This is a genomic window from Pseudomonas sp. NBRC 100443, from assembly GCF_030268185.1.
GTDB lineage: Bacteria > Pseudomonadota > Gammaproteobacteria > Pseudomonadales > Pseudomonadaceae > Pseudomonas > Pseudomonas citronellolis.
In genome coordinates this window covers 20750-32678 of sequence record NZ_BSQE01000039.1, presented here as the reverse complement: position 1 = coordinate 32678, position 11929 = coordinate 20750, and the positions used below count along the sequence as shown (strand labels likewise).

The 11929-nt window shown below is 70.4% G+C and carries 9 protein-coding genes and 1 pseudogene; all 10 read right to left on the bottom strand.

Annotation, left to right across the window (positions count from 1 at the left end):
- Positions 1-364: 364 nt before the first annotated feature.
- A pseudogene (locus QSJ95_RS31610) lies at positions 365-514 on the bottom strand (NrsF family protein); the annotation flags it as partial.
- Positions 515-517: 3 nt separating this feature from the next.
- Positions 518-1303, bottom strand: a complete 786-nt coding sequence (locus tag QSJ95_RS31605) for a cyclase family protein (RefSeq protein WP_285647655.1) — start codon at positions 1301-1303, stop codon at positions 518-520.
- Positions 1300-2283 (bottom strand): NAD-dependent epimerase/dehydratase family protein, encoded by a 984-nt coding sequence (locus QSJ95_RS31600; protein WP_285647653.1) that lies wholly within the window; start codon positions 2281-2283, stop codon positions 1300-1302. The genes QSJ95_RS31605 and QSJ95_RS31600 overlap by 4 nt, the downstream gene beginning before the upstream one ends.
- The gene (locus tag QSJ95_RS31595; RefSeq protein WP_285647651.1) at positions 2274-3266 is read right to left on the bottom strand and encodes a fumarylacetoacetate hydrolase family protein; all 993 of its coding nucleotides are present in this window, start codon (positions 3264-3266) and stop codon (positions 2274-2276) included. Before QSJ95_RS31595 ends, QSJ95_RS31600 begins: the two co-directional genes overlap by 10 nt.
- On the bottom strand, positions 3263-3835 hold the full coding sequence (locus QSJ95_RS31590; RefSeq protein WP_285647649.1) for a cupin domain-containing protein: 573 nt from the start codon (positions 3833-3835) through the stop codon (positions 3263-3265). Before QSJ95_RS31590 ends, QSJ95_RS31595 begins: the two co-directional genes overlap by 4 nt.
- A gap of 71 nt (positions 3836-3906) precedes the next feature.
- The gene (locus QSJ95_RS31585) at positions 3907-5097 is read right to left on the bottom strand and encodes an MFS transporter (RefSeq protein WP_285647647.1); all 1191 of its coding nucleotides are present in this window, start codon (positions 5095-5097) and stop codon (positions 3907-3909) included.
- 112 nt (positions 5098-5209) lie between these two features.
- A complete protein-coding gene (locus QSJ95_RS31580; protein WP_285647645.1) occupies positions 5210-7681 on the bottom strand; it encodes an efflux RND transporter permease subunit in 2472 nt (823 codons plus the stop codon).
- 3 nt (positions 7682-7684) lie between these two features.
- Positions 7685-8746, bottom strand: coding sequence for a WD40/YVTN/BNR-like repeat-containing protein (locus QSJ95_RS31575; RefSeq protein WP_285647643.1), 1062 nt, complete (start codon positions 8744-8746; stop codon positions 7685-7687).
- A gap of 129 nt (positions 8747-8875) precedes the next feature.
- The gene (locus tag QSJ95_RS31570) at positions 8876-10240 is read right to left on the bottom strand and encodes a DUF1329 domain-containing protein (RefSeq protein WP_285647640.1); all 1365 of its coding nucleotides are present in this window, start codon (positions 10238-10240) and stop codon (positions 8876-8878) included.
- Between the two features lie 14 nt (positions 10241-10254).
- A complete protein-coding gene (locus QSJ95_RS31565) occupies positions 10255-11925 on the bottom strand; it encodes a DUF1302 domain-containing protein (RefSeq protein WP_285647639.1) in 1671 nt (556 codons plus the stop codon).
- Positions 11926-11929 lie beyond the last annotated feature (4 nt).

The window sequence follows — 11929 nt, the reverse complement described above, 5'->3', positions numbered from 1 at the left end:
GAAAACGGCTTATCCTGAACATCTTGCGGGGGCTGTGAGGTTGAGTTGGCGCTCAACGGTTTAACCCGTGCCTTCAGCCCCCGCAAGCCCTCCAGACGCCCCCTCGAAAATATTCCGGACAGTAGTGTGCGAACGCAGGAACGTAGGGCGGGGGCGTTGAGTCCGCTCCCTACGCCCGGGCTCTTCTGTAAGCATAGGAGCGGACTCCGTCCGCGATTCGACGGGCATGATGAGGTGGGGTTAGGCGTTTCAGGATGACGCCGAACTCTCCGCCCACTCCGAACGGCCCCCTCTCCCTCTGGGAGAGGGCTGGGGTGAGGGAGCGGCCGCCAGGATCGAACGCTTTTGCCGACCCCGGGTACCCTCACCAACGCAACAAACGCGGCCCCAGCATGGCGCCCAGCAGCGTCGGCAGGAGCATACCCGGCAGGTACCAGATGCTCCATTAGGGCACACCCATTTCCGGGCCGGCCAGAGTGGCGGTGGCGCCGGCCAGCAGGCCGCCGGCGGTGCCGCCTCAGCCCTCGAAGATCGCCACGGCGCGGACGAACCCCGCCGAGGCGTGGCGGATCTTGTAGGGGAAGCAGCTGACCAGGAAGCCGTCGGCCGGCAACTGGTCGAGGTTGGCCAGTTTCTCCATCTGCCCGTAGCCGATGTCGCGGCCGGCCTTGTGGCCTTCCCAGATGAGCGCGGCGTCACCGCTTTCGGCAAAGCGCTCGCGGGTGTACTTGAAGGGCGCGTCCCAGCTCCAGGCGTCGGTGCCCACCACCCGCACGCCGCGCTCCAGCAGGTAGAGCGTGGCCTCGCGGCCCATGCCGACGCCGGCATCGAGGTAGCCCGGCTGGCCGAACAGGCTGCCGGCGCGGGTGTTCACCAGGACGATGTCCAGCGGTTGCAGCGGGTGGCCGATGCGCGCCAGTTCCGCCTCCACCTCGGCCGCCGTCACCACGTGGCCGTCGGGCAGGTCGCGGAAGTCCAGCTTCACCCCCGGTTGCAGGCACCACTCCAGCGGCAGCTCGTCGATGCCGAAGGCCGGCTTGCCGCCGTCGGTGGTGGAGGCGTAGTGCCAGGGCGCATCCATGTGGGTACCGTTGTGGGTGGTGATCTGCAGGCGCTCGGCGGCCCAGGATTCGTTGCCCGGCAGGTCTTCCTTGCGCAGGCCGGGGAACATCGCGGCCATTTCCGGCCAGCCCTGCTGGTGGTCCATGTAATCGATCTTCGGCAGCAGCGGCGGCGGGTCGCTGTAGGGGTTGTTGTCCAGGCTCACCGAGAGGTCGAGCAGGCGGCGTTTGTTCAGGTTCATGCGGAAACTCCTTTGCGGGCGGCCGCGCGGCTACGGCGCGGCGCAAGGTCGAGGGCGTTGCGCAGCAGCGCGGCGGCCGAGCCGTCGTGGCGGAAGCCCAGGGCGCGGGCCTGCGGCGTGCGCAGCGGCGGGAAGCGGCCGAACAGCGCTTCCAGCTGCGCGTCGGGTTCGAAGGCGATGCGCGCGCGGTTGGTCTCGCCGAAGCCGGCGGCCAGGGCGTCGAGCACCTGGGCGATGGACAGTTGCAGCACCGGCAGCTGCCACACGCGCCGCGCGCCGGGGTTCTGCAGCTCGGCGGCGTGCAGCAGGTTGTCCACGCAGCAGCGCGCCGACATCCACCAGGCACTGGCCTGGGGCGACACCGGGCAGGTGTAGGGCTCGCCGGCGGCGTAGGCGTGCAGCAGGTCGCTCATGAAGGCCGAGCGCAGGCCGTTGGGCTGTCGCGGCCGGGCGACGATGCCGGGCAGGCGCAGGGCGCGGCCGTCCACCTCGCCGCGGCGGGCCAGGTCCTCCAGGGCGGTTTCCACCATCAGCTTGTGCGCGGCGTAGGACAGCTGCGGGTGCGCCGATTGCGCCTCGTCCATGCGTGCCGGCAGCTCGCCGCCGTATACCGCCACGCTGCTGGCGTACACCAGTACCGGCGGGCGTTCGCGGTGGCGCAGTTGCTGCAGCAGTTCCAGGCTGGCCTGCAGGTTGACCTGGTAGCCCAGCTCGTACTGCGCCTCGGCAGCGCCGCCGGGCACGCTGACCAGGTGGAACACTACGTCGATGCCGTCGGCCAGCACCCGGCGCAGCAGCGCCGGGTCGGTGACGCTGCCGTAGTGGCGGCGCAGGCGGCGGTCGTCCGGCAGGCCGTCCAGTTGCTGGTCGAGCAGCAGCAACGCGTCTATCCGCTGCCCGCCCAGCTCGCCGCGTTCCAGCAGGCGGCGGACCAGCTCGCGGCCGACGAAGCCGTTGGCCCCGCTGACCATCACGCGCATGGCCAGCCCCCTTGCACCACGCGCTGGTCGATGGCGCCGAACAGCGCTTCGCCGTCCGCGCCGCGGGCCTCCATGCGCACGCGGTCGCCGAAGCGCATGAAGCCGGTGCGCGGCGCGCCCTGGGCGAGGGTCTCGATGGCGCGGCGCTCGGCGATGCAGGCCGAGCCCACCGCGCGGTCGGCGTTGGACACGGTGCCCGAGCCGATCAGGGTACCGGCGCTCAACCTGCGCGTCAGGGCCGCATGGGCGATCAGCTGGTGGAAGCCGAAGTGCATGGCGCCGCCGTGGGGGTGACCGAACCATTCGCCGTTCCACTCGACCTTGAGCGGCAGGTGCACGCGGCCGTCGCGCCAGGCCTCGCCGAGCTCGTCCGGGGTCACCGCCACCGGGGCGAAGCTGCTGGCGGGCTTGGCCTGGAGAAAGCCGAAGCCGGTCTTCATTTCCCGCGGCGCCAGGGCGCGCAGGCTGACGTCGTTGAGCTGCAGCACCAGGCGCACGTGGGCCAGGGCGTGCTCGGCCGGGCAGCCCATGGGCACTTCGTCCACCAGCACGGCGAACTCGCCTTCGAAGTCGATGCCGTGGGCTTCGCTGGGCAGCGGAATGTCCGCCCGCGGGCCAAGGAAGTCGTCGCCGGCGCCCTGGTAGATCAGCGGGATGCTGTCGATGCCGTCGATGGGCTCCAGGTCGAAGGCCTTCTGCATCAGTTCGCCATGGCTGAGGAAGCAGGAGCCGTCCAGCCACTGCCAGGCGCGCGGCAGCGGCGCGGCCAGCTGCGCCGGGTCGAGGGCGAAGGCGCCATCCGCCTCGTCGGCGTTCAGACGCTGGTAAAGGCGTTGCAGGGCGGGTTCGACGGCGGGCCAATCGTCCAGCGCCGCCTGCAGCGTGGCGGCGATGGCGCCGGCCGACACCGCCCGCTGCAGGTCGCGGGAGACCACCAGCAGGCGGCCGTCGCGGCTGCCGTCGTTGAGGCTGGCGAGCTTCATGGCAGCAGCTCCTTCAAGGCCTCGGCGTAGCGGCCGTCGAGGAGGATGAAGACCATCCGCGCCATCTGCTCGGTGCGGTTGCTCCAGGCGTGGTTGGTGCCGCGCTGGACCACTATGTCGCCGCGCTTGAGGTGCACTTCGCCCTCATCGAGCACCAGCCACAGCTCGCCTTCGGTGACGATGCCGTAGTCCAGGGTTTCGGTGCGGTGCATCAGCTTGTGCTTCGAATCGGCCTTGCCGGTGCCGGCGTGGGCCTGGCCGATCTCGGCGAAGGCGGCCGCGGCGTCCTCCGCGCTGACCTGGTTCTGCAGGCTGTCCGGCGGGATGTCCACCACGCGGATCACGCTGCCCAGCGGGCCGGGGCTCAGTTGCAGCGGCTGCTCGGTCGGGTCGTCGCCATTGTCCAGCGGCGCCGGGCTGGCGGCGCTGTTCCACACTTCATGGAATACGGTGCCGGGCACCGCCTTGAGCGGGAAGACGTTGGGCGTCGGGCCGCTGCTGGCGACCACTGCCTGGCCCCGGGCGTCGTGCCCGGTGACTACACGCTTGAATTCGGGAAGCTGTTGCATGCTGACTCCTTTGCGATGGGGTTCCGCCCACGGGCCGGGCGTGGCCTGGGCGGCCAGGGAAAAGCGTTCGTTCATAGCGCCTGCGCCACCGGCGCCGGCCGGCCATGGCGCAGCAGCACCAGGCACAGCGGCGCCAGGACCAGTTGGCCGATGGCGACCGCCAGCAAGGCCTGGGGCAAGTGCGGATTGGCGCCGCCGGTGATCGCCAGCACCAGCAGCGGGCTGAGGAATTCGCCGGCGAAGATGGACGCGGTGAAGCCGCCGGTGGCGCGGCCGCGCTGCTCGAAGCCGACCTGCAGCATCACCTGGGTGATCAGCGTCGGCAGCAGCAGGCCCACGCCCAGGCCGTTGACCAGTACCGCCAGCACCACGGGGGCGTGGCTATCGGCCAAGGCCATGAGCGCGCCGCCCAGGCCGGCGGTGGCGAAGCCCAGGGCCAGCAGGCGCCGCGCCGGCAGCGTGGCGAGCAGGCGGAAGGCCAGGGCCCCGGCGAGCACGCCGAGCTGGTTGGCGCCCATGGTCATGCCCACTTGCTGCGGGGCGTCCACGTGCAGCAGTTGCAGCAGGTAGCCGGCCTGCACCGGGACGATGAACAAGCTGACGCCGGCCAGCAGGGTCAGCAGGTACAGCAGCGCCAGCGCGGCCCAGGGGAAGCGTCCGGCGTCCGCGCGCAGCGGCCCGGCATGGCGCACCTGCGGCTCCCACAGCAGCGCCGCCATCAGCGGCAGGCACAGCAGGCCCGCCGCGTAGAGCGCGAAGGGCGTGCGCCAGCCGCTCTCGCCCAGCGCCCCGCCCAGGCCCATGAACAGCGCGGCGGACAGCGAGGTGGCGACCATCTGCAGAGCGAACAGGCGCTCGCGGCGCTGGCCGTCGAAGTAGTCGCCCATCAGGGTGGTGCAGCAGGTCATGATGCCCGCCTCGGCCAGGCCGATGCCGGCGCGGCTGGCGACGATCGGCCCCAGCGAGTCCAGCCACAGCGGCAGCACCCCGCACAGGCTGTACAGGAGCATGCTGGCCAGCAGCAGCGGGCGCCGGCCGACGCGGTCGGCGAGCAATCCGGCCAGCGGCGCCAGGAAGGCGATCACCAGCGCCGGCAGGGTCAGCGCCACCGGCACCAGCACGGCGGCGCCGGGGGTTTCGGCGAAGTGCGCCTGCATGCGCGGCAGCACCGGTGCGATGAGCACAGCGCCAAGCACAGGCAGGCAGCTGCCGAACAGCAGGAGCAGCGCTTGCGCGGTTCCGGCGGGGCGTTGGGTGGTCATTGCGCACCTCCACGCCGGAAATCCATGGGGTCGTGGCGATGGGTATCGCTTCGCTCAACCCATCCTACGCAGGTGTTCCTGCCGCACCTGTAGGAGCCGGCATTCGATGGGTTCAGGCATGGCATCGGGCGGTCCTCTGGCTGGTATTCGGCTCGCAGCAGTCGCGGTCGTGGTGGACTTCCTCCAGCTGGTGCGCCGGCACGGCGGGTTGCGCCTGGCGCCGGGGCAGCAGGAAATAGGCCAGCGCCGGCAGCAGGACCAGGGCGCCGACCATGTTCCAGACGAACATGAAGGCCAACAGCACGCCCATGTCGGCCTGGAACTTGATGGGCGAGAAGATCCAGGTGCCCACGCCGATGGCCAGGGTCACGCCGGTGAGCATCACCACCTTGCCGGTGAACAGCAGCGCCCGGTAATAGGCGCTGGACAGGCTGGCGCCCTGGCGCAGCTGGGCCAGGACGATGCTCATGACGTACAGCGCGTAGTCCACGCCGATGCCCACGCCCAGGGCGATCACCGGCAGGGTGGCGACCTTCACGCCGATGCCCAGGGCCACCATCAGCGCCTCGCAGAGGATCGAGGTGAGCACCAGCGGCAGCACCGCGCAGAGCACCGCGCGCCAGGAGCGGAAGGTCGCCAGGCAGAGCAGGATGACCGCGCCGTAGACCCACCAGAGCATGTCGTGGTTGGCCTGCCTGACCACGATGTTGGTGGCCGCCTCGATGCCGGCGCTGCCGGCGGCGAGGAGGAACTTCGCCTGCTCGCTGTCGTTGTCGCGGGCGAAGGCCTGCACGCTGTCGACCACCCGCGCCAGGGTGTCGGCCTTGTGGTCGGTGAGGTAGGCGTACAGCGTCAGCAGGCTGCAGTCGTCGTTGTACAGGCCGCGCGGGGCGTTGGCGGTGACCATGTTCAGGGTGGCCTGGTTGTTCACCAGTTCGTACCACTTCGGGCTGCCCTCGGAGAGGCCCACCAGCACCCGGCGGTTGAGCAGCGCCAGGGAGTTGGTCGAATCCACGCCGGCCAGGCCGCGCAGTTGCCAGTCCAGGTCGTCGACGCGCTTGAGGGTGTCATAGGCCGAGCAGGCGCCGGCCGGGGTCTGCACCATCACCGCGAACACGTCGCTGCTGGCGCCGTAGTGCGCGGTGACGAAGGCGTTGTCGCGGTTGTAGCGCGAGTCCGGGCGCAGTTCCGGGGCGCCGGCGTCGAGATCGCCGATCTTCAGATTGAGGCTTACCGCGTAGCCGCCGGCGGCCAGCAGCGCGGCCACGGCGATGCACGCGGCCGCCCAGCGGCGCCGGGTGAACAGGTCGAGGAAGCGCCATACGGCGTGCTTGTCCGCCCCGCTCGCTTCGGCCTCCTCCGCGCGCAGGCTGCGCCGCGCGGCTTTCGGGCTGACGCCGACGTAGGACAGCAGCACCGGCAGCAGGATCAGGTTGGTGAAGATCAGCACCGCCACGCCCAGGCTGGCGATCACCGCCAGGTCCTGGATGACCTGGATGCGGATGATCATCAGCACCGCGAAGCCCACCGCGTCGCACAGCAGCGCGGTGAGCCCGGCGAGGAACAGCCGGCGGAAGGTGAAGCGCGCGGCGACCAGGCGGTGCATGCCGCGGCCGATGTCCTGCATGATGCCGTTCATCTTCTGCGCACCGTGGCTCATGCCGATGGCGAACACCAGGAACGGCACCAGCACCGAGTACGGGTCCAGCTCGTAGCCCAGCAAGGGCAGCAGGCCGAGCTGCCAGACCACCGCCACCAGCGAGCACAGCACCACCAGCGCGGTGCTGCGCACGCAGCGGGTGTACCAGTAGAGCACCGCGGCGGTGATGGCGATGGCGGCGGCGAAGAACAGCAGGATCTGCTTCAGGCCGTCGATCAGGTCGCCTACCACCTTGGCGAAGCCGGTGATGTGGATGTCCACGCCCCGGGCCTGGTACTTGCCGCGCAGGGCCTCCAGCTCATGGGCGAAAGTGGTGTAGCCCAGCGCCTGGCCGTCGGGGGTCTTCTCCAGCAGCGGCACGTAGAGGATGCTGGAGCGCTGGTCGAAGGCCACCAGCTGGCCGATCTCGTTGGAGCGTTCGACGTTGCGCTTGAGCGCCTCCAGGCTGGCGGCGCCGCCGTCGTAGCCGTCGGGGATCACCGGGCCGCCTTCCAGGCCGTCCTCGGTCACGCCGGTCCAGCGGGTGGACGGCGTCCACAGCGACTTCATCGCCGCGCGGTCCACGCCGGGCAGCAGGTACACCTCGTCATTGAGTTGCTGCAGCACCTGCAGGTAGTGCTTGTCGTAGATGCTGCCCGCGGGGTTGGCCACGGCGATGCGCACGGCATTGCCCAGGCCAGCCAGTTCCTGGCGGTGGTCCAGGTAGTTGAGGATGAACGGGTGCTCGCGCGGGATCATCTTCTCGAAGCTGGCGTTGAGCGTCAGCCGCGTGGCCTGCCAGCCCAGCAGCAGGGTCGCGGCCAGGCACAGCAGCAGGACCAGGCCGCGGTGGTTGAACAGGGCGCGTTCCAGCAGCGAGCCGGAAGCGCTGTCGAAGTCGTCGAGGCGGCCGCAGGACGGCGCGGGAGAAGTCGGGGCGTGCATGGCTCAGTCCGCTGTGCTGGAGGAGGAAGAAGGCGCCAGGCGGCGCGCGCCGGCCATGCCGACGGCCACCAGGGCGCCGTCGGCGGCGATGGTGGCGGCGCTCAGCGGCAGGCCGTCGGAGACCGGCAGCGGCGTTACGGCAAAGTCGCCCAGGCCGCTGCGCAGCAACATGCCGGCCTGGTTGGCGAGCAGCAGCTGGCCGCCGGCCACGCGGATGCCGTTGAGCGAGGCCGGGATGGGATTGACCAGGGCCTGGAAGCTGGCGCCGCCGTCGTCGGAGGCGAACAGCTTGCCGCGCAGGCCGCCCACCAGCAGGCGGCCGCTGGGCAGCATGGCGGCGGCGAAGTAGCTGCCCTCGTAGGGGCCCTGCAACGCCTCGAAATGCTCGCCAGCATCGCGCGAGCGCAGCAGCAGGCCCTGTTCGCCGGCGATGTAGAGGTCGCTGCCCTGCCCCGCCACGGCGTACAGGTGCAGGCCCTGGGGATTGGGCAGGTGGCCCATCCACGACTGCCAGCTGCGGCCGCCGTCGGTGGTGGCCAGGGCCAGGCCGTAGGCGCCCAGCACCAGGCCATGGCGGGCGTCGCTGAAGTGCACGGTCAGCAGGGGCTTGTCGGCACCGTCGGCCACCAGGCGTTGGGCAGCGGCGACGCGGCCGGCATCGGCCGAGGCCTCGGCGGCCTGCAGTTCCAGGGCGGCGGCGCGCTTGCCGTCCAGTTGCAGGCTCCAGTGCTCGCCGCCGTCGTCGCTGTGCAGCACCACGCCGGCATGGCCTACGGCCCAGCCGTTGCGCGCATCGACGAATTGCACGGCGACCAGGCTGGCGCTCACCGGCACCGAGCTCGCCTGGCGCCAGTTGGCGCCGTTGTCGTCGGAGAGCAGCACCACGCCGCGCTCGCCCACCGCCACCAGGCGCTGGCCGGCGCGGGTGACGTCCTGCAGCACCGCGTGCAGGGCCTGGGGGCCTTGCACGGCGGGCTGGGCCAGCACGTCCGGGGGACTTGCCGCGAAAGCCGGCGGCAGGGCGCAACAGGCCGCCAGGAGCAGGCCGGAAAGCATTTTGTTCATCGCACGCAACCTTGGTTTTTCTTGGAGTCGGGCCTGTCGAGGCCGGGTACCGCGAGGTCTCCCGTAGGAGCGGGCCCTGCCCGCGATTCGCGCGCAGGGCGCGCTCCTACAGGAGCAGGGTGCTAACGCTCAGCGCACGCCCTCGCCCGCCATGGCGTCGGCGGTGAACACCGAGTCCTTGTACGGCGGCACGATGCGGTACTGCTCGCTCTTGCCGGCGAACAGGTCGCCGGCGAACCAGGCCCCGGAGAGCAGGTCGTAGAAGCCGTTGGTGAGTGTCACCACGCCCGGCAGGTCGGGCAGCACCACCGGCGAGGTCCAGAGCACCTTGGCCAGTTGGCCGCGGGCGTCGTAGCGCTCGCCGAGCACGGCAGTCCAGGTGTCCTCGTCCAGGTAGTAGGTGCTCTTGGGCATCACGTGGCGCTGGCCGCTCTTCAGGGTCGCTTCCACCACCCAGACGCGGTGCTTCTCCCAGCGCAGGGCATCGGACTTCAGGTGGTGCGCGTCCAGCAGCGCCTCGGGGCCTGCGGCGGTGAACACCTTGTTGGCGTTGTACGGGATGTACATCTCCTTCTTGCCCACCAGCTTCCAGTCGAAGCGGTCGACGCGGCCGTCGAACACGTACAGCTCGTCGAAGCTCAGGACCCCGGCGGTGGCCGGCGTCGGGGTGTCGCAGCAGGCGTTGGGCAGGCGGCGCACGCGGCGCTGGCCGGGCAGGTAGGTCCACACCGTGGTCTTGTCGGCATTGAGGTTCTCCAGCCCGGTGATGGCCTCGCCAGCACGCAGCGGCGGGCCGTCGTTGATCATCCGGATGGACCAGAACACGCCCCGCTCGCCGGCGCCGCCGGGCAGGTACCAGGGCATCTGCAGGTCGGCGCGCGAGTCGTTGGTCAGCACGTGCTTGCCGTCGGCGGTGGTCAGGTACTGGGTGAAGCTGGCGTGCCAGGAGGCGCCGCGCCAGCGCAGCAGGTGGTTCCAGATGGCCTCGGCACCGCTCTGCGGGATCGGGAACGGGATGCCGCCGGCGGCGCCCTCGGGCATCAGCCCGGCGGGGCCGTCCACCAGCTTGCCGCTGGTGGCGTTGGCGAGGGTGGCGTCGTACACCGACTGCGGCGCGGCGGCGCTGCGGTGGCTCGGGTAGACCTCCAGGCGGTAGCTGTCCGGGTACTTGCGGAGCATCGCCTGGGTCCCGGCGGACAGGTTGTCGGCGTACTGCGCCATGTTCTGCGCGGTGATGGTGAACAGCGGCTTCTCGTTGGCGAAGGGGTCGCCGCGCTTGCCGCCGTCCTTGTAGGCCGGGTCGGCCTGGGTGTAGCCGCCGGTCCAGGCCGGGATGCTGCCGTCGGCGTTGCCGGCGCGCTCGCCGCCCAGCGGGGTGAGCGTGGTCCTGAGCTTGCCCGCCTCCTCGGCGGAGACGGCGGCCAGGGCGCCGTGGGCGAACAGCAGGGAGGCACTCAGGGCGGTGAGCAGGGAAACGACTTTTTTGTGTTTCATCGGGCAGTCCTCGGTCAGAAGGTGCGGCTGACGGTGAAGGCGATGAAGTCGCGGTCTTTCAGCGACTGTTCGAAGGTGTAGTGGTTGTCGGCGTCGAGGAAGGTGTTCTGCGGGCCGTAGTAGTGCGTGTAGGTCAGGCCCAGGCTCCAGGTGTTGAGGTAGTTGCCCTTCAGGCCGATGTTGATGTCGCCGCCGTGGTCAGTGCCAAAGCCGGTGCCCAGGGCCTCGGAGGCGCCGTTGGTGTAGCTGGCGCCGATCGGCACCGAGAGGTCCAGGCCCGGGTAGATCTGCCGGTACATCGGCTCGTAGACCAGGCGCAGGCTGGTGGCGTCGCGGTCGGCGTTGGGGTCGATGGCGTCGCGGTTCTTGCTCACGCTCAGCACCCGGTTCCAGGCGATCTCGCCGAGGAAGCTCGACTCGCCGGCGATGAAGTTCGGCTCGAGGCTGGCCAGCCAGGAGAAGTTGGCGTGCAGGGTGCGGCCGGTGGCGTAGAGCGGGTCGTCGCTGTTGTTGATCGCCTCGCCCACGGCCAGGGCGTGCTGGTTGGTGGAGGCCAGCGGCTGGTTCCAGCGGGTGGAGACTTCCCCGGCGACGTTGAAGTTGCCCAGGGTGGTGGAGAAGCTGCCGCCCAGGGCGCTGATGCCTTCGGGATACACCCAGTAGAACTCGCCGGCCTTGCCGGTGAGCGGGTTGAGGTTGGCGAAGTCGCTGCGCACGTTCAGCTGCGGCGACTTGTCGTGGAAGCGGATGGCGTACAGGCCCCAGTCCACCGTCTCGGTGCGCCAGCGCAGCTGCACACCGCCCTGCCCCGAGTCCTTCGCCTCCTTGTCGTTGCCGTGGTAGAAGGCCAGCGGCTGGCCGCCGGGCATCACCGGCGAGCCGATGTACATGCGCTCGGCGCCGTCGCCGAAGAAGTCGTCGGTGGAGAAGTAGCTGCCGGCGGCCGGCAGGCGGTTGGCCTCCCACTCGAACTGGTAGTAGGCGCCGATGGACACGTCCGGGGTCAGCTGCAGCTGGCCGGAGACCTGCTGCACCGGGCGGATCAGTTCCTTGAACTGGGTGTTGGGCACCGACAGGCCCTTGACCACGTCGATCGGCGCCATGCCGCCGGCGATGCCGTTCATGCCGTAGAACAGGCTCTCGCCCCACTGCATGGCGTACTGGCCCAGGCGCCCGGACAGCGGCATGCCGGCCAGCTCGGTCTTGCCGAAGACGAAGGCGTCGAGCAGCTCGCCCTTGCGCCCGTGCAGGGTGCGGGTGTCGTCGGTGAATTCGTCGTAGTCCACCGAGTAGCTGTTGGCGCGGCTGGGGTCGTTGGCGTCGCTGCCACGGTTGTAGACGTCGTCGTACCAGGCCGCGCCGCTGACCCGCGCGCCGACGTCGCCGTAGGTGACGTCCAGCTCGGAGAGCAGGTCCAGGCGGTTGGAGATCAGGCCCTTGTCGAAGTTGCGGTCGCCGTCGTCGAGGTTCAGCGCGGTCTGGCCCTCGCTCAGCTTGCTGCTGGCGTCCTGGGTGCGCCAGGCGGCGCTGTACTTCAGGGTGTTGTCCCAGCGCGCCCGCAGGTCGGGGTTGCCGGTGTCGAATTCGAAAGCCTGGGCGTGGCCGGCGGCCAGGGCCAGCAGCGCCAGGGTGAGGGGCTTGAGCGGCGGCAGCGGCCGCGCGGTTGCACGCTTGTCAGCGGACATCGAG